27 protein-coding genes and 1 tRNA gene are annotated in these 26053 nt (G+C 40.4%); 13 read left to right on the plus strand and 15 right to left on the minus strand.

Translation table 11 applies throughout. From position 1 onward, the window contains the following. The first annotated feature begins 134 nt into the window (after positions 1-134). The 6 genes from NO991_RS06325 to NO991_RS06350 all read left to right on the plus strand — a co-directional run bounded on the left by NO991_RS06325 (position 135) and on the right by NO991_RS06350 (position 6777). Entirely contained in the window at positions 135-1781 is a 1647-nt protein-coding gene (locus NO991_RS06325) for an electron transfer flavoprotein-ubiquinone oxidoreductase (protein ID WP_300419244.1), read from the plus strand. Positions 1782-1884: 103 nt separating this feature from the next. Beyond that, the gene (locus NO991_RS06330; RefSeq protein ID WP_054561436.1) at positions 1885-2349 is read left to right on the plus strand and encodes an acyl-CoA thioesterase; all 465 of its coding nucleotides are present in this window, start codon (positions 1885-1887) and stop codon (positions 2347-2349) included. Positions 2350-2580: 231 nt separating this feature from the next. Then, complete coding sequence (locus NO991_RS06335; protein WP_055198360.1) at positions 2581-3153, plus strand: outer membrane beta-barrel protein; 573 nt, start codon at positions 2581-2583, stop codon at positions 3151-3153. 106 nt (positions 3154-3259) lie between these two features. Continuing rightward, positions 3260-3964, plus strand: coding sequence for a tRNA (N6-threonylcarbamoyladenosine(37)-N6)-methyltransferase TrmO (gene tsaA, locus NO991_RS06340; RefSeq protein ID WP_194441434.1), 705 nt, complete (start codon positions 3260-3262; stop codon positions 3962-3964). A 113-nt stretch (positions 3965-4077) separates the two neighbouring features. Continuing rightward, entirely contained in the window at positions 4078-5802 is a 1725-nt protein-coding gene (locus tag NO991_RS06345; RefSeq protein WP_138599556.1) for a proline--tRNA ligase, read from the plus strand. A gap of 141 nt (positions 5803-5943) precedes the next feature. Then, positions 5944-6777, plus strand: coding sequence for a UDP-2,3-diacylglucosamine diphosphatase (locus tag NO991_RS06350; protein WP_371351805.1), 834 nt, complete (start codon positions 5944-5946; stop codon positions 6775-6777). Between the two features lie 49 nt (positions 6778-6826). On the opposite strand, the gene NO991_RS06355 is transcribed toward NO991_RS06350, so the two are convergent. Genes NO991_RS06355 through NO991_RS06365 form a run of 3 tightly spaced genes read right to left on the minus strand, consistent with a single transcriptional unit; the run spans position 6827 to position 9625 of the window. Further along, complete coding sequence (locus tag NO991_RS06355) at positions 6827-8035, minus strand: ABC transporter permease subunit (RefSeq protein WP_054553916.1); 1209 nt, start codon at positions 8033-8035, stop codon at positions 6827-6829. Continuing rightward, the gene (locus tag NO991_RS06360) at positions 8028-8816 is read right to left on the minus strand and encodes an ABC transporter ATP-binding protein (protein WP_054553917.1); all 789 of its coding nucleotides are present in this window, start codon (positions 8814-8816) and stop codon (positions 8028-8030) included. The genes NO991_RS06355 and NO991_RS06360 overlap by 8 nt, the downstream gene beginning before the upstream one ends. Then, the gene (locus tag NO991_RS06365) at positions 8813-9625 is read right to left on the minus strand and encodes a DUF3025 domain-containing protein (protein WP_300357724.1); all 813 of its coding nucleotides are present in this window, start codon (positions 9623-9625) and stop codon (positions 8813-8815) included. Before NO991_RS06365 ends, NO991_RS06360 begins: the two co-directional genes overlap by 4 nt. A gap of 110 nt (positions 9626-9735) precedes the next feature. Here NO991_RS06365 and NO991_RS06370 point away from each other — a divergent pair, with 110 nt between their 5' ends. Both NO991_RS06370 and NO991_RS06375 read left to right on the plus strand, forming a co-directional pair. Then, positions 9736-11361, plus strand: a complete 1626-nt coding sequence (locus NO991_RS06370; RefSeq protein WP_199529105.1) for a M28 family metallopeptidase — start codon at positions 9736-9738, stop codon at positions 11359-11361. Between the two features lie 71 nt (positions 11362-11432). Beyond that, positions 11433-12605, plus strand: a complete 1173-nt coding sequence (locus tag NO991_RS06375; protein WP_199529104.1) for a putative manganese transporter — start codon at positions 11433-11435, stop codon at positions 12603-12605. Positions 12606-12666: 61 nt separating this feature from the next. Here the strand turns inward: NO991_RS06375 and NO991_RS06380 are convergent, their stop codons facing one another. From NO991_RS06380 to seqA, 6 genes are all read right to left on the minus strand, one after another. Beyond that, a complete protein-coding gene (locus NO991_RS06380) occupies positions 12667-14235 on the minus strand; it encodes a dihydrolipoyllysine-residue acetyltransferase (RefSeq protein ID WP_371351806.1) in 1569 nt (522 codons plus the stop codon). Between the two features lie 8 nt (positions 14236-14243). Beyond that, positions 14244-15221 carry an alpha-ketoacid dehydrogenase subunit beta gene (locus tag NO991_RS06385; protein WP_054553922.1) on the minus strand — a complete coding sequence of 326 codons (978 nt, stop codon included), beginning with the start codon at positions 15219-15221 and terminating at the stop codon, positions 14244-14246. Next, the gene (locus NO991_RS06390) at positions 15221-16435 is read right to left on the minus strand and encodes a thiamine pyrophosphate-dependent dehydrogenase E1 component subunit alpha (RefSeq protein WP_054553923.1); all 1215 of its coding nucleotides are present in this window, start codon (positions 16433-16435) and stop codon (positions 15221-15223) included. Before NO991_RS06390 ends, NO991_RS06385 begins: the two co-directional genes overlap by 1 nt. A gap of 269 nt (positions 16436-16704) precedes the next feature. Beyond that, positions 16705-17760, minus strand: a complete 1056-nt coding sequence (gene astE / locus NO991_RS06395; protein WP_371351808.1) for a succinylglutamate desuccinylase — start codon at positions 17758-17760, stop codon at positions 16705-16707. Positions 17761-17838: 78 nt separating this feature from the next. Then, positions 17839-19476: a phosphoglucomutase (alpha-D-glucose-1,6-bisphosphate-dependent) gene (pgm, locus tag NO991_RS06400; RefSeq protein ID WP_054553925.1), complete on the minus strand. Its 1638-nt coding sequence runs from the start codon at positions 19474-19476 to the stop codon at positions 17839-17841. 16 nt (positions 19477-19492) lie between these two features. Further along, a complete protein-coding gene (gene seqA / locus NO991_RS06405; RefSeq protein WP_054553926.1) occupies positions 19493-20095 on the minus strand; it encodes a replication initiation negative regulator SeqA in 603 nt (200 codons plus the stop codon). Positions 20096-20226: 131 nt separating this feature from the next. Between seqA and NO991_RS06410 the strand changes: the two genes are divergently transcribed. The 5 genes from NO991_RS06410 (at position 20227) to fur (ending at position 22769) form a co-directional block, all read left to right on the plus strand. Beyond that, positions 20227-20991, plus strand: a complete 765-nt coding sequence (locus tag NO991_RS06410; RefSeq protein WP_138616804.1) for an alpha/beta fold hydrolase — start codon at positions 20227-20229, stop codon at positions 20989-20991. 99 nt (positions 20992-21090) lie between these two features. After that, the gene (locus NO991_RS06415) at positions 21091-21312 is read left to right on the plus strand and encodes a DUF2788 domain-containing protein (protein WP_036968243.1); all 222 of its coding nucleotides are present in this window, start codon (positions 21091-21093) and stop codon (positions 21310-21312) included. Positions 21313-21314: 2 nt separating this feature from the next. Next, positions 21315-21593, plus strand: a complete 279-nt coding sequence (ybfE, locus tag NO991_RS06420; RefSeq protein WP_004586673.1) for a LexA regulated protein — start codon at positions 21315-21317, stop codon at positions 21591-21593. Positions 21594-21607: 14 nt separating this feature from the next. After that, positions 21608-22135 carry a flavodoxin FldA gene (gene fldA / locus NO991_RS06425; RefSeq protein WP_054553928.1) on the plus strand — a complete coding sequence of 176 codons (528 nt, stop codon included), beginning with the start codon at positions 21608-21610 and terminating at the stop codon, positions 22133-22135. A gap of 190 nt (positions 22136-22325) precedes the next feature. Then, positions 22326-22769, plus strand: a complete 444-nt coding sequence (gene fur, locus NO991_RS06430) for a ferric iron uptake transcriptional regulator (protein ID WP_054561419.1) — start codon at positions 22326-22328, stop codon at positions 22767-22769. Between the two features lie 68 nt (positions 22770-22837). Here the strand turns inward: fur and NO991_RS06435 are convergent, their stop codons facing one another. The 6 genes from NO991_RS06435 to NO991_RS06460 all read right to left on the minus strand — a co-directional run bounded on the left by NO991_RS06435 (position 22838) and on the right by NO991_RS06460 (position 26047). After that, positions 22838-23455 (minus strand): FKBP-type peptidyl-prolyl cis-trans isomerase, encoded by a 618-nt coding sequence (locus NO991_RS06435; protein ID WP_300416608.1) that lies wholly within the window; start codon positions 23453-23455, stop codon positions 22838-22840. 73 nt (positions 23456-23528) lie between these two features. Next, positions 23529-23930, minus strand: a complete 402-nt coding sequence (locus NO991_RS06440; protein ID WP_228290505.1) for a hypothetical protein — start codon at positions 23928-23930, stop codon at positions 23529-23531. A 52-nt stretch (positions 23931-23982) separates the two neighbouring features. Beyond that, a tRNA-Ser gene (locus NO991_RS06445) sits at positions 23983-24073 on the minus strand. A gap of 73 nt (positions 24074-24146) precedes the next feature. After that, positions 24147-24524, minus strand: a complete 378-nt coding sequence (locus NO991_RS06450) for a hypothetical protein (RefSeq protein ID WP_054553932.1) — start codon at positions 24522-24524, stop codon at positions 24147-24149. Positions 24525-24724: 200 nt separating this feature from the next. After that, entirely contained in the window at positions 24725-25273 is a 549-nt protein-coding gene (locus NO991_RS06455) for an NAD(P)H nitroreductase (RefSeq protein ID WP_199529099.1), read from the minus strand. Between the two features lie 63 nt (positions 25274-25336). Continuing rightward, entirely contained in the window at positions 25337-26047 is a 711-nt protein-coding gene (locus tag NO991_RS06460; protein WP_054553943.1) for a DoxX family protein, read from the minus strand. Positions 26048-26053: the final 6 nt, after the last annotated feature.

A 26053-nucleotide genomic window follows, 5' to 3' on the forward strand; every position in this document is an offset into this window, starting at 1 on the left:
TGATTTCAGACTACTTCCTGTTGACGTAAACGTCAACCTAAAATAACCTTAAAGTATTCACAGCCTGTAACGTTTCATTTGCAAGTATGAAATAAGGTTCTTTACAGCAGGTCCGTCACCGAGAAGAGGTTTATATGGTCGAACGCGAAACCATGGAATTTGATGTAGTCATCGTAGGCGCAGGCCCAGCAGGTTTATCAACTGCGATTAGATTGGCTCAACAAGCACAACAAAAACAACAAGAATTAATGATCTGTGTGGTAGAAAAAGGCTCTGAGGTGGGCGCACACATTTTATCGGGTGCGGTTTTCGAAACTAAAGCGCTGGATGAATTATTACCTGATTGGCAGTCATTAGGCGCACCAGTTACCACTAAAGTAACGCAAGATGATATTTACTGGTTCAACAACAGTGAAAAAGCCACCAGCATCCCCCACTTTGCTAGCCCTAAAACATTCCATAACGAAGGCAATTACATTGTCTCTATGGGTAATGTATGTCGCTTTTTAGCAGAGCAAGCGGAAAACTTAGGGGTAGAAATATTCCCTGGCTTTAGTGCTCATTCTTTGATTATTGAAGACGAAACAGTGAAAGGCATTATCACTGGCGATATGGGCCTTGATAAAGACGGCAACGAAAAAGATGGTTACATGCCTGGTATGGAGCTTAGAGCTAAATACACCGTATTTGCTGAAGGCTGCCGCGGTCATTTAGGTAAAGAGCTAATCAAACACTTTGCTCTTGATAAAGATGCATCACCACAGCATTACGGTTTAGGTTTCAAAGAAATTTGGCAAATCGACCCGAGTAAACACAAAGAAGGCACTGTAGTACATGGCACAGGCTGGCCGTTAACCGGTGATACCAGTGGTGGTGCGTTTATGTATCACAGCGATAACAACCAAGTTGTGGTGGGCTTAATTATTGACCTTAACTATTCAAATCCACATTTAAGCCCGTTTGATGAATTCCAACGCATGAAACATCACCCTGTCTTTAAAGATGTTTTAGAAGGCGGTGAACGTATAGCCTATGGCGCAAGAGCCATTGCCAAAGGTGGCCTACGTTCGTTACCGAAAATGCACTTCCCGGGTGGTTTACTTGTGGGTTGTGATGCCGGCACATTGAACTTTGCCAAGATCAAAGGTAATCATACAGCGATGAAATCAGGCATTGTTGCCGCTGATGTGATCGTTGCAGCCCTTAGCAACGGTAAAGAAAATGCCGATTTAGCTGAATATAAGTCAGCTTTTGAACAAAGCTGGGCATACAAAGAGCTTTATCAATCACGTAACTTTGGCCCTGTTATGCACAAACTCGGTAAGTTCTTAGGTGGTGCTTATAACACCCTAGATCAAAACTTATTTGGTGGTAGCTTACCGTTTAACTTTGAAGATAACATGCCAGATCATGCAACGTTGGTTGCAGCTGATCAGGCTGAAAAAATCGACTACCCAAAAGCAGATGGCAAACTTAGCTTCGATAAACTTTCATCGGTATTTTTATCAAATACCAATCATGAAGAATCGCAGCCATGCCATTTAAAGCTTAAAGATAACTCGATTCCAATTAAGGTCAATTTACCGCAATTCGATGAGCCAGCACAACGATATTGCCCTGCGGGGGTTTACGAAGTACAAGAAGTTGAAGGTGAGAAAGAGTTTGTGATCAACTCACAAAACTGTGTGCACTGTAAAACCTGCGACATAAAAGACCCAAGTCAAAACATTACTTGGGTAACACCTGAGGGAGCAGGCGGGCCAAACTACCCTAATATGTAACGCACGTTACTCATTTAATTAAAATTTATCCTAAATTGCAGGGGCTTCGGCCCCTTTTTTAGGCTATGCTGAAAGTGTCGTGTTTTATAAAAGTGAGTAAAGTATGCCGTCTTCAAGTGTAACCTTTCGTTTTTTAGCTGAGCCTACCGATGTCAATTTTGGCGGTAAAGTTCATGGTGGTGTGGTAATGAAGTGGATTGACCAAGCTGGTTACGCCTGTGCTGCAGGTTGGAGCGGTCACTACTGCGTTACTGTGTCTGTTGCGGGTGTAAAGTTTCAGCGCCCTATTCTGGTTGGCCAAATAGTCGAAGTGAAAGCCAGTATCGCCCACACGGGTAAAACCAGCATGCAAATCTTTATTCAAGTACGCTGTGGCGACCCTAAAACACAAAATCTAGTTGAAACCAATCATTGTGTTATAAGTTTTATTGCAATGGATGAAGCAGGCTACCCAATTGAAGTACCTTCATATACAGCTGTGACAGACGAAGAAAAGAAAATTGAAAACTATGCGATTAAAATGAAAGAGATCGCGATAGAAACAGAAACCCTATTACAAAAAGCATAAAACTAAATCGATTTAAAAACTGCACCTAGTAACTTCTACAGAGCACCCTGAAATTGTTACGACTGCCAAACTGAATGCCTGATTACAGTTTCAACAAACTGTTTAAAAAACCACTTAATGAAGCCTAAAAACAATACTTTAGGCTTTATTTTCAGCTTGGCATTGCCATTGCAATACTCCTTGTGAATGACGCGAAACATTCGTTTATTTATTTTATAAAGGAGCTATTAAATGATTAAAGCAATTTCACTTTCTGCACTTTCTTTAGCACTACTAGGTTTTAATAATGCTGCACATGCAGATATTACCGAAATGGATTCTCCGCGTATTTATACCGGTATCGGCTACGGCCAATATTCTTTTGAGTTTGAAGACAGTGAAAATGACACTGACTTCGATGACGATTCACAAATGCTAAAAGGCTATATTGGTACTCAGTTTAACAAGTACTTAAGCCTTGAACTTGCCTATCAAAATTTTGATGAAGTAAGCGATATCGATTCTAAAGCTGAAATTGACGGTGTTTCACTAGCAGCACGCTTAGCAGCCCCAATTACAGATAGCTTTTCTGTTTATGCCAAAGGTGGTTGGCTAGAGTGGGATGCTGAAATTGAGCAAGACCTAGGCGAGCTTGGCAGCATCAGTGCTGACTCAGACGGTGGTGATGTATTTTATGGTGCAGGTGTAGAATATGCTTTCACAACAAACATGCAAGTACGTTTAGAGTATGAGCGCTATAAATTAGAAGATGATATTGACCCAGATATGGACGTTGCGTCTGTATCATTCCAATACATGTTTTAATTTATACTGCGTAGTCTAAATATTAAAAGGCAGTCTCGACTGCCTTTTTTGTGTTTGCATATAATGCATGTAAAATGTCGGCAGATTTTCTTAACGACAATGCACAATGAGCGAATACCAATTAACTGCCGTCGGCCATATTCAATCTCCTTATAAACAAAAGTTTGCCATACCTCGCCAACCTCGTTTAGTTCCTGAAGCTAAAGCAAAGCTGGTATTTAGCAGCGATTTTAATCGTGAAGAGTTTGTACGCGGCCTCGATGAATTTAGCCATATTTGGTTACTATTCAGATTTCATGAAACCGCAGATAAAGGCTATTCAGCAATGGTGAGACCCCCTCGCCTAGGCGGTAATGAACGTAAAGGTGTATTTGCAACACGTGCAACCTTTCGCCCAAATGCAATTGGCATGAGTGCCGTAAAATTAGAGGGTATCGAGTATAAAAATGGTCAGTTAAGCTTATTGCTTTCAGGAATCGATTTACTCGATGGCACACCTATTTTAGACATTAAGCCATATTTGCCCTACTCAGACGCAATGACCGATGCCACCGCAGGCTTTGCCGATACCCGACCAGAAACCGATATGAGCGTTGAGTTTAGCGAAGAAGCCCTTGCTTTTATTGCAAAGCAAACTGAGCAACCTGAATTAAAAGCGTTTATAAGCAATGTATTAAAGCAAGATCCTCGCCCAGCTTATAAAAAGCAACGTGACTCAGAACAAAGCTACGGCATGACCTTATATGATTTTAATATTAGGTGGCATGTTCAGGACAATCATAATACAGTGACCTGCATTGAAAAATGCTAGTTTTTAGCATATAGCGCTTTAGTGTCAGTGCTTCCACTGGTAAACTTAGCGCCTTGTTATTACTCAAACGTCTTGAGTAAACGATAATAATTTTAACACTACTTGGAATAGAGATGCGTACCAGTCAATATATACTCGCAACACTTAAAGAAACTCCGTCTGATGCAGAAATTGTTTCTCATCAATTAATGCTACGAGCAGGCATGATCCGCCGCGTTGCGTCGGGTTTGTATACATGGTTGCCCTCTGGTCTACGCGTACTTAAAAAAGTAGAAAACATCGTACGTGAAGAAATGGATAAAGCAGGCGCTATCGAAATGTTAATGCCTATTATCCAACCAGCTGATCTTTGGGAAGAGTCTGGTCGTTGGGAGCAATTTGGCCCTGAATTACTGCGTATTAATGACCGTCACAACCGCCCATTTGCACTTGGCCCAACACACGAAGAAGTGATCACAGATTTTGTACGTAAAGAAGTGAGCTCTTATAAGCAATTACCGCTTACTCTTTACCAAGTACAAACAAAAGTTCGTGACGAAGTTCGCCCTCGTTTTGGTGTGATGCGTGCCCGTGAATTTACCATGAAAGATGCGTACTCTTTTCACTTAAGTGATGAGTGTTTAGAGAAAACATACCAAGTAATGCACAAAGCATACTGCAACATCTTCGAGCGCCTTGGTCTTGATTACCGCCCTGTTATCGCTGATACAGGTTCAATTGGTGGTAGCGTTTCACACGAGTTCCATGTACTTGCCGAATCAGGCGAAGATGCAATCGCATTTAGTGATGCAAGTGATTACGCTGCAAATATCGAAAAAGCAGAAGCACTGGCACCGACTGAAGAGCGCCCAGCAGCAAGTAAAGAGTTAAAAGCGTTCCCAACGCCTGATGCAAAATCAATTGCTGAGCTTAAAGAGCACTATGGTGTTAAACCTCATCGCGGCGTGAAAACATTAATCGTGTATGGCGCACCAGATGAAAACGAACAACGTGGTTTAGTTGCCCTTGTATTACGTGGCGACCATGAATTAAACGAGTTAAAAGCTGAGAAGCATCCACTTGTAGACTCACCGCTTGAAATGGCAAAAGAAGAAGACATCGTTGCTGCTATTGGCGCAAAACCAGGTTCATTAGGCCCTGTTGGTCTATCAATGCCAATTATTGTTGATCGCACAGCTAACGTTTTGGCTGACTTTGTAGCAGGTGCTAATAAAGATGGTGAACATTTCAGCGGTATCAACTGGGATCGCGATGTAGAAAACTACGAAGTGGCTGATATCCGTAATATCGTTGAAGGCGACCCAAGCCCATGTGGTCAAGGTTCACTGCAAATCAAACGTGGCATTGAAGTAGGTCATATTTTCCAACTTGGTACTAAATACTCAGAAGCAATGAAAGCTGGCGTATTAAGTGAAACAGGTAAAAACCAAGTAATGACAATGGGTTGTTACGGTATTGGTGTATCACGTATCGTAGCTGCCGCTATTGAGCAAAACAATGACCAATACGGTATTAAATGGCCGCAACCTATCGCACCATTTGATTTAGCGATTGTGCCAATGAACATGCACAAGTCTCATCGTATTCCTGATATTGCTGATAACCTTTACAAAGGCTTGAAAGATGCCGGTTTAGATGTGTTGTTTGATGACCGTAAAGAGCGCCCAGGTGTTATGTTTAACGATATGGAATTACTAGGTGTGCCTTTCACATTAGTAATTGGTGAGCGTAACCTTGATGAAAACAAGGTTGAGCTTAAAAACCGTCGTACTGGCGAAAAGCTAATGCTTGATTTAGATAGTGCCGCTTCTGAAATTGCCGCACTTGTTAAAGGCTGATTAAGTCTTCTCAACAAAATTTAAAAAACCGCTTCGGCGGTTTTTTTGTTTTATTAATTGTCATAGATGTTTCGCTAAAGCGTCTTTTAACTGTCATTGATTCTGCCTAGCATTTACTTTATTACACCATGAGTAAATGCCATGAATAACACCACTTGCAGTAGTAAAACCCACTATCCTGCCGTTTGGATTTCCGACGTTCACTTAGGTTATAAAGACTGCCAAGCGCAGTATTTACTAGATTTTTTAAATGCCATTGAATGCGATGTTCTGTATTTGGTCGGTGATATTGTTGATTTATGGTCAATGAAACGACAGTTTTTTTGGCATCCTAGTCATTATGATGTGCTTGCGCTTATTCAACAAAAAGCAAAAGATGGCACTCGAGTTATCTATATACCGGGTAACCACGACGAAACCTTTCGCCATTATGCCAATGATTCATTATTCGGTATCGAAGTACACAAGCAATATATCCATACCACAAAAGCCAAAAAACGGTTTTTACTGTTACATGGTGACGATTTTGACTCAGCAACGCGCTACAACAAATTAATCAGTATTGCGGGCGATGCAGGATACGATTTATTACTATTTTTAAATCGCTGGACTAATCGCATTCGGCGTTTATTTGGCGGTAATTATTGGTCATTGGCCTCCTGGATCAAAGCACGCGTGCATAAAGCACGTGAAGCTATTGATGCATTTGAAAAAGCGGCCATCCACGAAGCAAAAAAACAAGCCGTCGATGGCATCATTTGCGGGCACATTCATCACCCAGCTGTTAAAGTAGTTGATGGAATTTTATATTGCAATGATGGCAACTGGATTGAAAACTGCACTGCATTAGTAGAGAACAGCTCTGGGCGTATAGAGTTATTGCACTGGAGTGAAACTAAAAAAGTGATTCACTCGGCAGACATTAGCAAACTTACACCAAAGACTGCTTATGATAAAAACCAAGATGCAGCCTAGACCTAAACGTAAAAAGCCCCTACTCGGGGCTTAAATTTATTGTAATTTACTATCTAAATAGTACATCTTCTTTATTGAACCATTTAACACAAAACGCAAGTAATGCACCTGCCACAATAACTGTCGCTAAGAAAATTAAACCCACGAGTGTGTAATCAACTGTACCTTTAATGATTTCTTTGATTGCCAGAGCTACATTTGTCACAGGAATAAATGCTGTTTTGCTCGTAAGCTCAACATTAGGCATTAAGGCAACCATAATTGGAAAAATTACACCCATGCTAAGTGGTGCCATGTAGTTTTGTGCTTCTTTAAAGGTTCGCGCATAGATAGAAATAGCCAACGCTAATGATGAGAAGATTGCAGCAATAGGTAATAACAGCACAAAAATTAGCCCTAAATCTAATACAGTTAAAGAGCTAAATGCGTTTTTAACAACGGCTAAATCTACAAATGCAATGGCCACTGATATCCACACACCCATACTGAGTACGGTAATGGTGGTTGTTGCAATAGAAGAAGCAAGTAAGGTTACAAACTTACCTAACACTAGCTGTGTACGGGTGATTGGTGTAAGTAACAAGGTTTCGAGCGTACCACGCTCTTTTTCACCAGCTCCTAAATCAATCGCCGGGTACGTTGCGCCCATCAATACCAGAGGAATAAGTAGATAAGGAATAAACCCACCAATTTTCTCACCCAGATTTTCACGTTTATCTGCAGTGTCGACCTTCACCACTTTAATAGGCTCGATAATAGCGGCTTGCTGCTCTTCTGATACACCAAAGCTTAATAGTTTGTTTGTACGCAGCGTATCGCCATATTCTTTTGCCAGTTCTTTTACACGGTCAAATAGGAAGTTAATTGCTTTTGCGTCGTTATACACAACTTGCCATTCACTTTGCTTTGCATCATCTAACGTTTGCTTAGCGTCTGACGGTAAATAGATACCCATGTCTATGGTACCTGCTTTTACCGCTTTAGTGAGATCTTCTACCGTATTAAAGGTTTCATCACCTTTATATAAAGCAAAGCTCTTATGGTAAAACACTTTATCTGTAAAATCTTGCGCGTAATTACCATTGATAATAGCGTAAGTATGGACCTCTTGTTCTGCCTCTAACGCCGCTTGTGAACTAATAAAGGCCATAACAGCAAATAACAGTGGGAAGATAGCAACCGGTAGTGCAACAACGAAAATCAATGTTTTACGGTCACGTAATAGCTCTTTTAATTCCTTTTTAAATACTTCAAACATTACGGCTCTCCGTTAAAATATTCATAAACGCTTGGTTTAATTCTTCACTTTGACCTGTTTGTTTAAACTCATCTAAGGTGCCATCAAAGCAACTAATTCCTTGGTTTATCACTGCAACACGGTCACACAGTAAGGCAACTTCATCTAAATGGTGCGTTGAGAAAATAACTGGTGTGCCCTGCTCTTTAAGGCCGCGAATAAAGTTAATGACGGTTTGCGTAGTCATAATATCTAAACCAGTTGTCGGCTCATCAAGAATAACCACATCAGGATGATGAACAACAGCACGGGCAATATTGGCTTTTTGCTTCATACCTGTTGAAAGGTTTTCGGCGCGTTTATCAATAAAGCTGTGCATATCAAGTAAGGTGAATAGCTCATCACAACGAGCGGCGACCGCTTTTTTACTCATGCCATGTAAACGGGCAAAGTATTCAACGTTTTCTTTTACTGTTAAACGCCCATATAAGCCAGTACTACCTGACAGAAATCCAATTGATTTGCGGCCAACTAATGGCTTTTTAACGATATCGTGACCAGAGATGGTAATGCTGCCTTCATCTGGTTTTAAGGCTGTTGAAATCATTCTAAGGGTGGTTGTTTTACCGGCACCATTTGGGCCGAGTAAACCGAGTACTTCACCTTTGTTACATTGAAAGCTGACGTCTCTTACAGAATGAAAAAACTCTTTATCTTCACGGGGGTCTACGTTGTCCGTTTTATTTTTTTTATGATCTTTTGTTAGCTTAAACTTCTTTTTAAGCCCTGCCACTTCAATCATGTGCGTTTCCTTCGTTTCGGTCTAAAGTAATCAGTGTTACTGTAAAATTCTGGATTTTCATTGTCAGTCCACCATCCCGGTACACCTAACAAGGGTAAGGGTGATAAATTTTTGTTATCACGCAAACAATCATCATGCTTAATCATCTCATAAAGACGTTGATCTAGATACGCATATTGCTCGGTTAAATCTTTACAAAATATGTCATCAGGAACAATTACAAATAATGCTTTCCCCGTTAAACCAATATAAGGCTGTGTGAGCATTTCGTAGTTAGCATGGCCAAACATAAATGGTCTAATGCTTTTACCCCACTGTTCACGCTGTTTTACAAAGGCTTGCTGCCATTGGTGGTCGCGTAATTGCTGCTGCCAGCTTTGTTCAGTAATTGCCAGCACCACGCCGCATTCATCAAATAAGGTCAGTGCGTTTCGGTGTTTACTACGCTCTTTTAGACCATGCAGTTTAATTTCTTCAATGTGCTGATGATTAATCAGCGCTTTGGTTTTTGGGAATAAACACCAAATAAAGCCACCAAAAAGGTCATGCCAATTTTGTTGTCTTGTTGGTACTTGCCCTGTCTCAAATATGATTTGCTCATAATAACGGGTTTCATCGGCAAACTTTTCATCTTCAACAAAGGTTATGGCTTTGCCCTGTGTAGTTTTCGCATTTAGATATTGATTAAACCACTGGCAAGATGGCCAATCTGAGAGTTTATCAATATTAAATAGCGTTGCTAGGTCACTAAAGGCACCCGTTGTAAGGTATTGCGTTGACCATTGCTCGGGAGCAGTAAATCGTTTCATTGCTTATTTTTTAACTTATTGATGTATTGTGGGTAGTTTACCGTAAAAACTGGTTCTCATTAATAGAACCTCATATACTAACGCCACCATAAAACAAAAAAAGAGCTATTATGAAACGCTATTTTCCAATGACAGTCCTTGCAAGTGCTATTCTTGCGGGCTGTGCTTCAACAAGTATCACATCAAGTGATGTCGAAAAAGCCTATCAAAGCATTAACTCAGAGCAACTAGCAGAGCACATTAAAGTGCTTGCCTCTGATGAGTTCGGTGGCCGTGCCCCCTCATCGAAAGGTGAAGAGCTAACGCTTGCCTATTTAACCGACCAATTTAAAGCATTGGGTTTTGAGCCGGGTAACGGTGATAGCTTCTTACAAGAAGTACCGCTTGTTTCATTAGAAGCTGATTCAGACATGGTACTTACCATTGGCGGCAAAGATTACCAATACAAAAAAGATATGGTAATGGGTAGTAGCCGTATTAGTGCTAAGCAAAGCATTAAAGATTCTGAATTAGTATTCGTTGGTTACGGTGTTAATGCACCAGAGTACAACTGGAACGACTACGAAGGCCTAGATGTTAAAGGCAAAACAGTTGTTATGCTGGTAAACGATCCTGGTTTTGCGACGAAAAACCCTGATTTATTCACGGGCGATGCCATGACCTATTACGGTCGTTGGACATACAAATATGAAGAAGCAAGCCGTCAAGGTGCAGCAGGTGCGATTATCATCCACGAAACAGCACCGGCTTCTTACCCATGGTCAGTTGTTGAAAACTCTTGGAGCGGTGAGCAATTTGGTTTCCAAAAAGAAAATAACAACATGGACCGTGTTGCTGTCGAAGGCTGGGTAACAACTGATGTTGCTAAAGAGCTTTTCACAAAAGCAGGCTTAGATTTCGATACCATGAAAGCGAATGCGGCAAAAGGCGCTTACCATGTTGATATGGGCGACCTAACTGCAAGTGTTGAAGTAAATAACACAATTAAAAAATCAATTTCGTATAACTTTATCGCGACGTTACCGGGTAGCGAAAAGCCTGATGAGCACATCATTTATTCAGCTCACTGGGATCACCTTGGTACTGACAAAACCCGCAAAGGCGACCAAATCTATAATGGCGCCCACGATAATGCAACGGGTACTGCTGGCTTAATCGAAGTTGCTGAAGCATTCGCTACCTTACCTGAGCACCCTAGCCGTTCAATGACTTTCTTAGCCGTTACTGCTGAAGAACAAGGTTTACTTGGCTCGAAATATTATGCTGCAAATCCAGTGATCCCAGCATCACAAACGGTTGCAAACATTAATATGGATAGCTTAAACCTATTAGGTAAAGTAAAAGACATCAGTGTTGTTGGTATTGGCAAATCTGAAATGGATAACCTACTAGAAACAGCTGCAAAAGCGCAAGGCCGTACAGTATCTGGCGACCCTAAACCGTCTTCAGGTGGTTACTACCGCTCTGATCACTTTGCATTTGCAAACATGGGTGTACCAGCAATGTATGCCGGTGGTGGTAGTGAAGCCCTTGATGAAGAAACGGCAAATTACCGTAAGCGTATGAGCCTAGTGCTTCGTGGTTGTTATCATCAGCCTTGCGACCGTTACCGAGATGAATGGGATTTATCAGGTGCCGTTCAGGACCTTCAGTTATTCTATCAAGTAGGTTTTGATATCTCAGAACGAAAAGAATGGCCGACCTGGAATGCCACTTCTGAGTTCCAACGCAAATAGATACAAATGAGATTGATTTTCATTTAAAATCGTACTACAGTGTAACCTGATTAATTTTAAGGTTGCACTGTATGCTCTCACTAACACAAACGAGGTTTATTCCTAACAAAGCGAGGTGTTACATTACGGACAATAAACGCTTATTTTTACCCCTTTTATTACTAATTTCTTTAGCGGTACCTGCAAGCCGAGAATTCACCCTACAAGCGCTTAGTGATGCTTTTTTTCAAGTATCTGTATTTGTTGCAGCCACCTTATTAATCTATTACTACCTTATTGATAAACTTCCTCAGTTACAGCTGAGCTATCTACGCGCTAAATCAGGTATTCTTGAGGTGAGTTTTGCCTCAATTTTAGGTGCTTTACCTGGCTGTGGGGGTGCCATTATTGTGGTAACCCAATTTACTAAAAAGCAGGCTAGCTTTGGCTCTGTTGTTGCTGTCTTAACCGCAACCATGGGTGATGCCGCCTTTTTACTGTTAGCAACCCGCCCGCTTGATGGTTTATTAATGATGTTAATAGGTGTTGCTGTAGGCGTTATTAGTGGTCAATTAGTTAATACATTTCATAGCCCAGATAAATTTCAGCCTGATGAGGCTAGCGAATACAACGAGCAGCCACAATGCCAACCAAAAGCGTTAAAGTTTAGCCGACCAGTATGGAAATTTGCTTTAGTACCGAGCTTGATTGTTGCTTTTGTTATCGCCACCAATACCGACTTAAGTGTATTTGGCAGTGGTATTAATGAGGGCATTACTGTATTTGGCTCAATCATGGCCCTGTTCACTGTAGTTGTGTGGGCACTGTCTTCAAAAGGCAGCAGTTATAAGCAAGTAACCAGTGAAGAAGCACCTTGCACACCTCCTTCAAAACTCACGAAAGTGTTAATGGACACGCACTTTGTTACGGCCTGGGTTGTTGCCAGTTTTATGCTGTTTGAAATTCTCGTTAACCTAGTTGGTGTTGATTTAACAGCGTGGTTTTCTGAGTATGCTTATCTTGCACCGCTGGTGGCTGTTGCTATTGGCTTATTACCCGGCTGCGGGCCACAAATCGTCGTGATGACACTTTATATTCAAGGTATTATTCCATTTAGTGCGATGGCAGCTAATGCAATTTCAAATGACGGCGATGCCCTATTCCCAGCTATCGCATTAGCACCAAAAGCGGCCTTAATCGCGACGGTGTATTCAACAATTCCAGCGCTGTTACTCGGTTATGGGTTGTATTTTTACGGTAAATAGCAAATATAAAATTTACAATTAAAAAAACCAGCCGAGGCTGGTTTTTTAATGCTTACTAATGCTAGCTCATCGCCATCATCATTTTTGCAGGGTCTTCTAAGTAAGACTTCCATAAGTTATTGAAGCGGGCAATTGTTCCGCCATCAATCACTCGGTGGTCACCAGACCAGCTTACTTGCATAATTGCTGCTGAAATCACATTACCTTGTGCATCAAAGCGAGGTAAATGCTGCAGTTTACCTAAAGCAACAATCGCTACCTCAGGTTTATTGATGATCGGGGTTGCAATTGTGCCGCCAATCGCACCGATGTTAGAAATGCTAATAGTGCCGCCTTTCAAATCATCCGGTGAAACACGACCATCACGTGCTGCTTCAGTTAAGCGGGTCACTTCGTTTGCAACATCGACGATACTCTTTGACTGACATGATTTAATGTTTGGTACCAGTAAACCAATCTTAGAATCAACCGCCATACCGATGTTATGATCGTCAAAGTAAGTTAGCTCGCTGCAATCATCATTTACTTGCGAGTTTAGTACTGGGAATTGCTTGATCGCTAACGACAGTGCTTTGATAAAGAACGGCATCATAGTGAGCTTAACGCCCTGCTGCTTATACTGCTCTTTAAGCTCACTGCGCATTGCAATCAGTTTAGTGAGGTCAATTTCATCACAGAAAGTAAAGTGAGGAATTGTCGAAACTGAAGCAACCATTTGCTTAGCCATTGCCGCTTTAATGCCTTTAATAGGCTCTACGCGACTGCCACCAGAAGACACCACCGTTGATACAGGCTCTGCCGCTTTTGGCGAAGCTTGTTGTGATGCTGCTTGGCTTGGTGTTTCATTCAAGAAATCTTCGATATCTTGTTTATAAATACGGCCGTTTTTACCAGAGCCTGGTACTTGCGTTAAATCAACATCAAGTTCACGGGCTTTACGACGTACAGCAGGTGAAGCAACCGCTTTCTTATTAAGTTGTTTAGTTTCACTTGCTGAAGCCGCAGGTTTCTGTGCTGGTTTAGTTGCTGCATTTGTTTGTGCTTTAACTACCGCAGAACTTACATCTGGCTCTGCACTTTGGCCGGCAATGCTCATTTGGAATAATGGGCTGTGAACTGCAGCAATATCACCTTTTTGATAATAAAGCTTTTCAACTTTACCTGTGTATTTAGCCGGAATTTGCACCAATGCTTTGTCTGTCATTACATCACACACAGCTTGGTCTTCTACAATTTCATCGCCTTCACTCACTAACCACTCAACGATTTCGCACTCAACGATACCTTCACCGATATCGGGTAATATGAAATCTTCTAAGTGCTCACCAGCCTCAGATGATGCTTCAGTTGCTGCAGGAGCTTGCACTTCTTCACTTTGTGTTGGTGCTTCGCCATCAACATCCATTGCAAATAATGGTGCATGTACTTTCGCAATATCCCCTTTTGCATAATAGAGCTTACTGATCACACCATCATGAACAGCAGGAATTTGCACAAGCGCCTTGTCGGTCATAACATCACAAATAGGCTGGTCTTCTTTTACAGAATCGCCTTCTGCAACTAACCATTCAACAATTTCACACTCTACGATGCCTTCGCCGATATCTGGCAAGATAAAATCTTTAGACATACTGACTCCTAAAACTCTACTGATTGCTTGATCGCAGCAAGCACTTTAAGTGCATCCGGCACATATTCTTTTTCAAGTGCTAATGGGTATGGCGTATCTAAACCACACACGCGAGTAATTGGCGATTCAAGGTGTAAGAAACACTCTTGTTGAATTGTTGCAACGATCTCTGCACCAAAACCATTCGTGATGGGTGCCTCGTGGCTTACCACTAAACGACCTGTTTTAGTCACTGATTTAGCAATGGTCTCAACATCCCATGGTAAAATGGTACGTAAGTCGATCACTTCACAGCTAATACCTTGCTCTGCAGCTTTTTTAGCGGCGTCTTCGATGATTTCCATCTGAGCACCCCAAGCAAGTACAGTGACATCAGTGCCTTCTTGAACGATTTCAGCTTTACCGAGCTCGATGCTGTAATCTTCTTCTGGCACTTCACCTGTTGATGCACGGTATAAACGTTTCGGCTCAAAGAAAATAACAGGGTTATCATCTTTAATTGATGCACGAAGCAAACCTTTTGCTTGATATGGGTTACGTGGCACAACTAACTTTAAACCCGGTGTGTGAGCAAAATAAGCTTCTGGTGATTGTGAGTGATATAAACCACCTGCAATACCACCACCGTATGGTGTACGAATTGTTAGATTGCCAACATTAAATTCATTACCACTACGGTAACGGAATTTAGCTGATTCATTCACGATTTGGTCAAATGCAGGGAAAATATAATCAGCAAATTGAATTTCAGCTAAAGCAGGTGCACCGAACGCCGCTAAACCATTAGCAAAACCTAAAATACCTTGCTCAGTTAACGGAGTATTGAACACACGATGCTTACCATATTTTTCTTGTAAGCCAGATGTAGCACGGAATACACCACCAAAATAACCAACATCTTCACCGAAAATACATGCATTTGGATGCTCTGCCATGGTGATATCAAGGGCAGAGTTAATTGCATGAAGCATATTCATTTTAGCCATTACTTTAATCTCCCTGCAGTTGTTGGATAAGCATCAGGATGCTGCAAAATGTGCTCTTTTAGTTCTTCATATTGTTTTTGCAGTGATGGGATTGGCTTATCATACACATCAGAAATAAGGTCTTCTAATGCTGGTTTTGCTACTTTTTCAGCGCGTTTAAGAGCCGCTAAAATTTCTTCACGAATTGTTTCTTTGTCTTTCGCGTCTTGCGCTTCATCTAACCAACCTTGTTTTAATAACCACTTACGGAAACGCTCGATTGGACAGCCTTTATGTTTTGCTTCTTCATCTTTTGTACGATAGCCACTAGGGTCGTCACTGGTTGAGTGAGCGCCAAGACGATAGGCAATCGATTCAATTAAAACAGGTTCACCTTTAGTCGTTGCAATTTCACGGGCTTTTTTAGTTGCTGCATAAACAGCAAGTGCATCAGCACCATCAACACGAATTGTTTTAATGCCATAGCCAACACCACGTGATGCAATACCATCACCTTTAAATTGCTCATCAGCAGGTGTAGAAATCGCATAACCATTGTTACGAGCAAAGAAAATTACCGGTGCTTCATGAACTGCGGCCATATTTAAACCAGCATGGAAATCACCTTCAGACGCAGCGCCTTCACCAAAGTAACAAATAGTGATGTTATCAATAGTGCTGTTTAACTCACCGGTTTGGGCATCAATATGACGAACTTTTTGACCATATGCATAACCTGTTGCTTGTGGAATTTGTGTACCAAGCGGTGATGAAATAGTCATGTAGTTAAGTTCGCGTGAGCCATAGTGAATTGGCATTTGGCGACCTTTACCCAAATCTTTTTCATTTGAGAACATTTGATTCATGAATTGGTCAAGGCTAAAACCACGATAACGTAAAGCTGCTTGCTCACGGTATTGGGCCATGATCATATCGTTTTGATCAAGCGCTGCAGCTGATGCTGTTACAGCCGCTTCTTCGCCTAGACATTGCATATAAAAGCTAACACGGCCTTGACGCTGTGCTGCTTGCATACGCTCATCAAGTGCTCTAATAAAACGCATTGTTTCATATAGACGGATTGCCGTTGCTTTGTCGATATCAGGTGCGGTTGCACCTTCGTAGATGTCGCCTTCCTCATTAAGAATACTTAATGTAGGGATCGTTAATGCGTGACCATCAATAAATGACAGTTCATGATTAATGTTTAGCGATACGTTATTTGGATTACTCATAACCTACCTTCTTTCGTTGTCAGAAACCTACGCTACTGCCCTTAATTATATTTTTATCAGCATGAGCTGTAAGGATAAAGTTTGCGCAATATTCAATCTAATTAAATTAAACTGCCGTCACTTTACGTTAACGTAAGTTGTTATTCAACTAATCATAGACGAATAGATGACAAATGGCTAAAAACGCATGGAAAGTTAACTATACAACAAGATAAATTCTTTACAATCATATAGTTAACTAAATTTAGATGGATGTTAATGCAGAGATTTTAAATAAAGTTGCTATCAACTTGCATTGGAATAACGGTAAGCAAAGCGCGCTGACCTAAGGCTACATCAGCGTTTGGGAAGATAATAGCTTCACCGTCTACTTCCGCTTCATATCTGGTCTGACCATCAGTTGCCATTAATTCGCCCTTTGCGAAACCGGTGAAATTTTCCACATCATCAGCAAATGGAAAACTAAAGTCTTCGCAAGTACGGTTTATTGTTCTATATACAGAAAACAACTCGAAATCTTCTGCATTGAATCCTTTATATTCAACAGATTTTTGACTAATTAATGCAATTAAGGTTTGTTTGGTTTTCTCAAATCGCGACATGTCGTTTTCGCCAAATGGTTTTACTTGGCCAAGTTCTACCGTAAATGAGTCAGCTCCATGTACAAACGACGAGTAGTAACTGAAGGTAGTTGCCGCTGATTTCATCATTAGTACCGTGTTTACGCCACAGCTAAGTAAAAATTGCAGTTGTGATTTTTTCCACGGTTTACCATGTAAGAAAGGATAGACTGCAAACTTTTCATTTTTAGAGCCACGAATTGCTGTGTGAAGATCATAATGAAAACGCTCACTGTCCTGGTTGCCTCTAGCAAAGAAATCAGTAACCACGTCTTCAAGTAGCTTTGCACGAACTCGCTCAGGGTTTGAAGCAATGCCTTCTACAGTATGATGACCATTAAACAAACGGTTTAAGTTTTCATCTACAAAACGCTTACCGATATTAATAGATTTAGGATTACCATAAATAAACAGTACACGCTGCTGCAAGGTAAGTTGTTCTGTAACGATTGACTTGATTAATTGATCGCAGATTTCAATTGGCGCAGTTTCGTTACCATGTACCGCACTTGAAAGTACAATATCTTTGTTTGTCTGCTGCGCAGGTTGAAACTCAATGATACCCGTGTCGTGAACAGTGACATCAGTACCGTTTTCAAGGGTAAATGCACAAGGTTCGAGTGAAAATTCATTGTTACGAGTAAGGGTTAAAAAGTCGCCAGTACTTTTTAATTGTTCGAGATATGAAGGAGTTGAATAGCTCATTGTTCTATCCTAAAAATGCGTGAGAGTAGAATACAAAAACGGCTGAGAAACTCAGCCATTTAATAGGTAAAAGAGGAATTAGCTAATTACTGAATCAACCAGCTTTTTCGCTTCTTTTTCTAATAATGCTAAATGTTCTTCACCTTTGAATGATTCAAGGTAAATTTTATAGATGTCTTCAGTGCCAGATGGGCGTGCAGCAAACCAACCGTTTTCAGTAACAACTTTTAAACCGCCGATAGCAGCGTTATTACCAGGAGCATGGGTTAGTTTTTGCGTAATGGCATCACCCGCTAAGGTACTTGCAGTTACATCATCCGCTGATAACGCTTTTAAACGTGATTTTTGTTCTGCATTAGCTGGCGCATCAATACGTTTATAAATAGGCGCACCGAACTCTTGCTCAAGTTCTTTATAAAGCTGTGATGGTGTTTTACCTGTTACAGCTAAAATCTCTGCAGCAAGTAGACCTAAGATGAAACCATCTTTATCAGTGTTCCAAACTGTACCATCAAAGCGTAAGAATGACGCCCCTGCACTTTCTTCACCACCAAAAGCAAGGGTACCTTTGCTTAAGCCTTCAACAAACCATTTAAAGCCTACCGGTACTTCTTTTACTTCGCGGTTATTACGTGCAACCACTTTATCAATCATGCCGCTCGATACCAGCGTTTTACCAATTGCGACCTCTTTTGACCATTCGCGGTTATTTAATAAGTAGTCAATCGCAACTGCTAAAAAGTGATTTGGATTCATTAAGCCGTCAGGCGTAACAATACCATGGCGGTCATAATCAGGGTCGTTACCAATACCGATATCATAGTCATCTTTTAATGCAATAAGGTTTGTCATTGCATAAGGTGATGAACAATCCATACGGATTTTGCCGTCTTTATCTAAAGGCATGAACGAAAATGTTGGGTCAACAGATTCATTTACGACCGTTAAGTCTAAATTATATTTTTCTGCAATGACTGGCCAAAAGTTGATACCAGAGCCACCAAGTGGATCCACACCAATTTTGATTTTCGCATCGCTAATTGCTTTTAGATTAACGATATTAACTAAGTCATCAACATAAGGGGTAATTAAGTCTTGGTACTTAATAAAACCAGAACGTGATGCTTTAGCATATGGAAATAACTCTACTTCAACTAAGTCTTCTAAAAGTAATTGATTTGCTCTGTCTTCAATCCACTTAGTAACATCAGTATCTGCAGGGCCACCATTTGGCGGATTATATTTAAAACCACCGTCTTCTGGCGGGTTATGTGAAGGTGTTACCACAATACCATCAGCAAGTTCATTTGGGTTTTCTTTGTTATGGCAAACAACAGCATGACTGATTACCGGCGTTGGCGTGTAATCGTCATTTTCTTGTGCAATGACTTGCACTTCGTTTGCAACAAGTACTTCAATAGCAGAGTTAAAAGCTGCTTCACTCAATGCATGTGTATCTTTACCTAAGAAAAGTGGGCCAAAAATATTGTTTTCTTTACGGTAATCACAAATTGCTTGAGTGATCGCTAAAATATGCGATTCATTAAATTTTACATCGAACGAACAACCACGATGGCCAGATGTACCAAAAGCAACACAATGCTCTGGGTTTTGTTCTAGGTCTGGTTCATTTAAGTAATAAGCCGAGATCAGTTTTGGTACATTCACTAAGCTTGATTGCGGTGCAGGTTTACCTGCATCTGGATGAATCGCCATATTATTTCCTTATGGATTATAAGTAATCACGAATTTTTTCTGCTTCATCTGCGCTGTAACCTAAGCACAGTGCTACTTCGTGAAGCATCATTTTTTTTCTGGTTGTATTTGAATTTGTCATCACCCAATACTCAGTATCAGTGATATTTTTTGGATTCATGCTGCTACCGCTCTCAAGAAGTGCTTCTTTGCTTGTGGCAAAATAAACTCGATCACGGCCTTTAATTTCAAGCACGTTAGCAAAATCTTTTTTATGCGTTCTATATAAAGCAGCAAGTATAAATAAGAATCGACCAACAACACCTTTTTGCATTGCCAGCTCTTCTTTGTTTAATACATTAAACACATTACCTTTCACTTGTGTCGATGCTGTGACAGTTTCTGCAGCCTCTTCAACATTTTCGTTGCTTGGTTCAGGGCTTGATTCTTGTTCTGCTTGTTCTTGTACTTCAACAACTGGGGTTTCTTGTTCAGTTTTAGTAGTTGTTTCAACTGGGGCATTGGTGCCATCAGAGAGGTTTAATAAACGACGCAAAATGGTTGATGCACTTTCACCAATACTTTGCGTGTTGCTTGCAATGTATTGATATAACTCGTCGTCTATGTCGATTTTTTTCATGTTATTCCTGTCTTTACGGGTCACATTTTAAAAGTTCTCAATGATTATACCTAAGCTCGCAGCAATTCTCTATGTTTTGCATTTTGTAATTTCACTAGGCAAAATACTGCCATTAAAAATAGGAGTTGAAAATGCTATTAAACTACCAACAAATGGGTCAAGGTTCAGACGTTGTATTGATCCACGGTTTGTTTGGCTCACTTGAAAACCTCAATGTAATCGCAAAAGCATTAGCTGAAAATTATCGTGTAACGAATATCGATTTACGTAACCACGGTAAATCATTCCATAGCGATACCATGAATTATCATGCTATGGCAAAAGATGTCAGTGAGTTACTTGAACATCTAACTATTAGTAAAGCGCACATCATAGGTCATTCAATGGGTGGCAAAGTGGCCATGCAATTAGCACTTAATCACCCTTCACTAATCGATAAGCTTGTCGTGTTAGATATTTCTCCTGTTGCTAATAACCCTCGCCACAGTGCCATATTTGCAGGCCTAAACGAAGTTGCACAGTCTAATATCAAAGATAGAAAATCGGCTGATGAAATACTTGCCAAGCACATTGAGGAAATGGGCGTACGTCAATTTTTATTAAAAAGCTTTGCTAAAAATGATGAAGGTCACTATCAATGGCGCTTTAATTTAGCTGTTTTATACCAGCAATATGAAAATATTTTAGCGCAAGTTAGTGAAAATGATTCTTGTTTATGTGATACTTTGTTCATTAAAGGTAATGATTCTGACTACATTTTAGCAGAGCACCGCCCTGCTATTATGGCGTTGTTCCCTAATGCAAAAGCAAAAATTATTCATGGTGCTGGTCACTGGCTACATGCCCAAAAACCACTTGCTGTTAATAAAGCAATCAGCGATTTTTTAGCTCATTAATAGAGCTGATTAAATTCGCTGTTTTTGATCGTGCGCACTAAATTATTACAAATTTGTGTGATATAGTACGCGCCGTTTAATTTAAAGGTTTATACGTTGATGGTCAGTCAGTTAATTAACGAATTTGATACCTTAGGGTTGTATTTTGGCTTAGCCGGTATTTTCTTTTTTATTGGAATGGCAATTCAAGACGTCCTTAAAAAAGGTGATGTACCACGATTTGGCCGATACATCGTTTGGTTAGTGCTATTTTTAGGCTGTTCTGGGTTTATAGCGAAAGGACTTATTCAAGTCTTCTGGCAAGGCGCAGGTGTAGGCTAGACATGGCAAAGTCAGAAACAGATAGAACAACACCCGATTTATTTGAATACGAAAAGCGTCCAGGTAGGCCGAAAACAAATCCCCTACCTCGCGATATGCAATTAAAAGTAAATAAACGTAATCAAATAAAACGAGATAAAGCACGTGGTTTAAAGCGTGTAGAATTTAAGGTTTCATCACAGTTATATCAAGCATTAAGCGATATGGCAGATGCGCAGAATATTAGCCGTAGCGCGTTGATTGAAACAATTTTACAAGAAAGATTGGCTATTGATAGATAGAAGGTTTTAAATCCATGTCAAGCGTAGGTATTTTTTTCGGAAGTGACACAGGCAATACTGAACACGTAGCTAAAATGATTCAAAAAGAATTAGGTAAAAAGCTTGTAGCTGTTCACGACATTGCAAAAAGTTCTAAAGAAGAGATTGCTGAATTCGATTTATTGTTATTCGGTATTCCAACTTGGTACTACGGTGAAGCTCAATGTGACTGGGATGATTTCTTCCCTGAATTAGAAGAAGTTGACTTCGAAGGTAAACTTGTTGCTATTTTCGGCTGCGGTGACCAAGAAGACTATGCAGAGTACTTCTTAGATGCAATGGGCATGATTAACGATATCGTTACTGAGCGTGGCGCAATCGTAGTGGGCCATTGGTCAACTGAAGGCTACGACTTCGAAGCTTCAAAAGCACTCGTAGATGACAGCAACTTTGTTGGCCTTGGTATTGATGAAGACCGTCAACCAGAGCTTACTGAAAAGCGTGTTAAAGACTGGTGTGCTCAGGTTTATGACGAAATGTGTTTAGCGGAACTTGCTGATTAATAACAAGTACTACTCGCATTTACTAGCTGATGTAAAGATGCACAACCAGTTCATTTTTGTTTGAAAAATCGGCAAATAGACGAATTGTTCTTTGCACTTAGTAACTAGGCACGTTATTCTAATAGTTGCTAATGTGTCGTGTGCATCTTGATGATGCCTAGTATAACTAAATAAAATTGAGACAGATTGAATGACTGATCACAACTTGGAATTAAAAAAAGCAGGGTTAAAAGTAACCTTGCCACGTATTAAAATTTTAGAGATTCTACAATCTCCAGACAACCAACACATCAGCGCTGAAGATGTCTATAAAATTCTTTTAGACAAAGGCGAAGAGATTGGTCTTGCAACTGTCTACCGTGTTCTTAACCAATTTGATGATGCAGGTATTGTATCTCGCCACCACTTCGAAGGCGGCAAGTCAGTATTTGAATTATCAGGTAGCACTCACCATGACCACTTAGTGTGCCTAAAATGTGGTAAGGTAGTTGAGTTTGAAGACGACACTATTGAACGTCGTCAAGAAGAAATCGCAACAGAGAATGGTATTAAACTGACGAACCACTCTCTTTACCTATATGGTGAATGTGAAGACACTGCTGCGTGTAAAGAATACGCTGAATCAAATAGCTAATTAGCTATTTGGTTCAGACATAAAAAAACCTGCTTAAAGCAGGTTTTTTTATGTCTATTTGAAATCGATTAGATGATTTCTAATAGCTCAACGTCAAAGATTAACGTTGAGAAAGGAGCGATTGCTGCACCAGCACCGCGCTCACCGTAAGCAAGTTCGTGTGGTACGTATAAACGCCACTTAGAACCAGTACCCATCATTTGCACTGCTTCAGTCCAACCTTTGATTACACCGCCAACTGGGAATTCAGCTGGTTGACCACGCTCGTATGAGCTGTCAAATACTGTACCGTTGATTAATGTACCGTGGTAGTGTGCACGGATAGTTGAATCTGCAGTTGGTTTTTCACCGTCGCCTTCAGTCAGTACTTCGTATTGAAGACCTGATTCAGTTACTGTTACTTCAGGACGTTTTGCATTTTCTTCTAAGAATGCAATACCTTCAGCTGCAAGAACTTTAGCTTCTTCTTCACGACGAGCTTGGATCTCAGCGTTGATTTTCTCAAAAGCTGCTTGAATTTCTGGGATTTCAACTTGGAAATCATTACCAGTGTATGCGTCTTTCATACCTTCAAATACAGAATTTAAGTTTAAACCTTCGAATGGATTCGCTTTTAATTGCTCACCCATTTGTAAACCAATACCGTAACTTGCTTTTTCAGCGTCTGTTGTAAAATTATCTGACATGTTTTAATTCACGTTTATTTAGTTAAAAGACGTGCTCATACTAACATAAAAAAACAACGAATATCGCCTAGTTTTACTGCGTTTGCTCAGTGTTTGCACTAATTCGCTGCTTTATTTTATCAATTACAAATGTCGCAACAGGTAATGTAGCGATCATCGAAGCAATAAAAAAGCCGCTCATTAAACCATCTTTGCCTAACATAATTAAAGGCACAGCAATAAGACCCACAATCGAAATCACACATGCAGCAATGACAGGCCAATGCTTGTCGTATTTGCCAATAAGGTGCCCTACTAACACATTAAACCCAATACCATAAGCGATTGAAGATATTAGCCCGTAATCAGGCTGGGCATCATGGGCCATAGCTACAAGTACATTGATCCCGCTGTGATAAAAATAAGAAAAGATACACCAAAGCAGAACATGTTTAACAATGCGCATTAGTGTAGAAGAAGACTCGCTTGCTGACATTACTTATCTCCAGATAGCAAAAAACCGCCCTAAAGGCGGTTTTTCTAAATAATGGTGGAGAGATAGGGATTTGAACCCTAGAGGGGCTACAAACCCCTGCCGGTTTTCAAGACCGGTGCATTCGACCACTCTGCCATCTCTCCGTACGGCGCGCATAATAGTGTTTACTGCGTTCGTTGTAAAGCCTTAAATGTAAAAAACTTTAAAAAAGTATTTTTAATAGTACTGCTTCGGACGCTTTGCGATTAAAGAGCAAACTAAACAAACAATTAAACTAACAATTGCAAAACCTGAGCCCTGCACTATTACGTCAATTTTATTGAGGTTATAACTCGGTACAATAACTAATGCGAAGGCGGGTAAGCAGGTGATCGTTAAAACGTAGCAACAAATTTTAAAAGCGCGGCCGAAATCGAAACGTTTAGTGCTTTGCATCCACCATGTCAATAGAAGTAATACCACTACAGCAGACAAGCCAAGGTAATGAGGTTGTTTTGTAGACATGGCAACAAAAAATGTGACAACAGCGCCAACTAAGCCCCAAATTGACCAAGCGAACCAATTTTCTTTTTCACGTAAAAATAAGTTTCCCATTGTTCTCGTCTTCTTTATCGTTATTTTTTTTAAGACTTTCCATACGTTAACAAAAAATAACCGATTAAAAAACACACTGAAGAAGAATTATTTCGTTTTTTGCATCCGTGCGCTTCTTACAGCTAAGCTAAATCTAAAAAAACTAACATAAGTAAGCTTAATAGTCTCTGACTGCTTAACTGCAAAAAAGTTCCTACTATTTATAAATTCTCAAAAAACGTCTCTGGCTTGTGTCTGATAGGTTTTTTAATGTCTATTTCTGGCGTACCTAAATAGAGGTAACCAACAATCTCATCTTGTTCTTTACAACCGAGTGCCGCTTTAACAGCTGGGCTCTGTGCAAAATAACCTGTGCGCCAAATACCCCCTAAACCTTGGGCGAATGCCGCTTGTTGCATTGCAAGTACAGCGCAGCCTGCACTTTGTACTTGTTCAATACGTGGCACTTTTAGGTTTTCAGTTACATCTGCAATGGCAATGATCATCATCGGAGATCGCAGCGGTAGTTCTTTAGCGCGCTCAATGGTTCTATCATCTTGGTTTTCAGCAACAGCGGCCTGATGATAGATATCGCCTAATTTATTACGTGCATCGCCTTCAACGACAATAAATCGCCAAGGCGCAATACAGCCATGATCAGGCACTTTAATGGCCGCTCGCTTAATAATTTCAAGTTGTTCTGCAGTAGGTCCAGGTGCGATAAGGCGAGGATCTGATTGTCGAGTTTGTAATAGCGTTAAAGCGTCCATGAATATTCCGTAAATGCTTAAGTACGACGCCCCTTAATAATCGGGGCAGAAAACCCAAGCTTATCATTTATCTTTATGAGCAAGAAAGCTATTCGATACTTTTCTAGTTAACCAATAATCTAAACTAACGTAACGACCACCCCCTGTAAAAAATAAACTCAATAACATAACAAAATATATGGCAGAAAACTCAATACCATTATTTAAGATCACAGGTTTCCCTTTCGCATAAAGGTACTCTGTATAACCATGCGTTTCTAGCAACTCACGCATTTTGGTTAATCTTTCGCTGGCTTCATCAGAATTAACTAGGCTAGCTTCACTACCAGGTATTGCAAGCCAATTGAGTACTCTCGCTGGGCTGGTGCTGGCATCGGTAGGTGTTACAGCAAACCAGCCATTACTGGCATGTACTGTTGTTGCTGCAACCAGCATGGTGATCATCAAAGGAATTGCGGTTAAACGAGTAAATAAACCCAATAATATAAAGATCCCCCCTAAAAACTCAGTCCATGCAGCTAAAAAGGCCAATATAGAGGGCATGGGTAGGCCTAAACCCCAGTCACTATTTCCAAACCATGCAACAATATCTTCAGATGCTAAAAAGTATTGATAAAGATGAGTAACATCACCGCTTAAAGCAAGCTTATTAAAGCCTGCAATGATCATCACTGGGGCTAAAATCAAGCGAATTAATAGACTCGGTAGTCCATCTAAAAACTGCAGTTTCTTTAAGGTGTGTTGGTAAAGGGGTATTAGGTGTGTGTTCAACATAGCGGT

It is taken from the genome of Pseudoalteromonas sp. DY56-GL22 (genome assembly GCF_041414715.1).
Lineage (GTDB): Bacteria > Pseudomonadota > Gammaproteobacteria > Enterobacterales > Alteromonadaceae > Pseudoalteromonas > Pseudoalteromonas simplex.

Coding starts and splice junctions, on each gene's coding strand:
- NO991_RS06450 (WP_054553932.1), bottom strand. CDS start 24,524: ATGGGAAACTTATTTTTACGTGAAAAAGAAAATTGGTTCGCTTGGTCA.
- NO991_RS06370 (WP_199529105.1), top strand. CDS start 9,736: ATGAAACGCTATTTTCCAATGACAGTCCTTGCAAGTGCTATTCTTGCG.
- NO991_RS06415 (WP_036968243.1), top strand. CDS start 21,091: ATGGTCAGTCAGTTAATTAACGAATTTGATACCTTAGGGTTGTATTTT.
- NO991_RS06365 (WP_300357724.1), bottom strand. CDS start 9,625: ATGAAACGATTTACTGCTCCCGAGCAATGGTCAACGCAATACCTTACA.
- NO991_RS06435 (WP_300416608.1), bottom strand. CDS start 23,455: ATGTCAGATAATTTTACAACAGACGCTGAAAAAGCAAGTTACGGTATT.
- pgm (WP_054553925.1), bottom strand. CDS start 19,476: ATGGCGATTCATCCAGATGCAGGTAAACCTGCACCGCAATCAAGCTTA.
- NO991_RS06455 (WP_199529099.1), bottom strand. CDS start 25,273: ATGGACGCTTTAACGCTATTACAAACTCGACAATCAGATCCTCGCCTT.
- ybfE (WP_004586673.1), top strand. CDS start 21,315: ATGGCAAAGTCAGAAACAGATAGAACAACACCCGATTTATTTGAATAC.
- astE (WP_371351808.1), bottom strand. CDS start 17,760: ATGAGCTATTCAACTCCTTCATATCTCGAACAATTAAAAAGTACTGGC.
- fur (WP_054561419.1), top strand. CDS start 22,326: ATGACTGATCACAACTTGGAATTAAAAAAAGCAGGGTTAAAAGTAACC.
- NO991_RS06335 (WP_055198360.1), top strand. CDS start 2,581: ATGATTAAAGCAATTTCACTTTCTGCACTTTCTTTAGCACTACTAGGT.
- NO991_RS06360 (WP_054553917.1), bottom strand. CDS start 8,816: ATGATTGAAGTGGCAGGGCTTAAAAAGAAGTTTAAGCTAACAAAAGAT.
- NO991_RS06440 (WP_228290505.1), bottom strand. CDS start 23,930: ATGTCAGCAAGCGAGTCTTCTTCTACACTAATGCGCATTGTTAAACAT.
- NO991_RS06390 (WP_054553923.1), bottom strand. CDS start 16,435: ATGAGTAATCCAAATAACGTATCGCTAAACATTAATCATGAACTGTCA.
- NO991_RS06385 (WP_054553922.1), bottom strand. CDS start 15,221: ATGGCTAAAATGAATATGCTTCATGCAATTAACTCTGCCCTTGATATC.
- NO991_RS06410 (WP_138616804.1), top strand. CDS start 20,227: ATGCTATTAAACTACCAACAAATGGGTCAAGGTTCAGACGTTGTATTG.
- NO991_RS06380 (WP_371351806.1), bottom strand. CDS start 14,235: ATGTCTAAAGATTTTATCTTGCCAGATATCGGCGAAGGCATCGTAGAG.
- NO991_RS06460 (WP_054553943.1), bottom strand. CDS start 26,047: ATGTTGAACACACACCTAATACCCCTTTACCAACACACCTTAAAGAAA.
- NO991_RS06350 (WP_371351805.1), top strand. CDS start 5,944: ATGAATAACACCACTTGCAGTAGTAAAACCCACTATCCTGCCGTTTGG.
- NO991_RS06355 (WP_054553916.1), bottom strand. CDS start 8,035: ATGTTTGAAGTATTTAAAAAGGAATTAAAAGAGCTATTACGTGACCGT.
- NO991_RS06330 (WP_054561436.1), top strand. CDS start 1,885: ATGCCGTCTTCAAGTGTAACCTTTCGTTTTTTAGCTGAGCCTACCGAT.
- NO991_RS06375 (WP_199529104.1), top strand. CDS start 11,433: ATGCTCTCACTAACACAAACGAGGTTTATTCCTAACAAAGCGAGGTGT.
- seqA (WP_054553926.1), bottom strand. CDS start 20,095: ATGAAAAAAATCGACATAGACGACGAGTTATATCAATACATTGCAAGC.
- NO991_RS06325 (WP_300419244.1), top strand. CDS start 135: ATGGTCGAACGCGAAACCATGGAATTTGATGTAGTCATCGTAGGCGCA.
- fldA (WP_054553928.1), top strand. CDS start 21,608: ATGTCAAGCGTAGGTATTTTTTTCGGAAGTGACACAGGCAATACTGAA.
- tsaA (WP_194441434.1), top strand. CDS start 3,260: ATGAGCGAATACCAATTAACTGCCGTCGGCCATATTCAATCTCCTTAT.
- NO991_RS06345 (WP_138599556.1), top strand. CDS start 4,078: ATGCGTACCAGTCAATATATACTCGCAACACTTAAAGAAACTCCGTCT.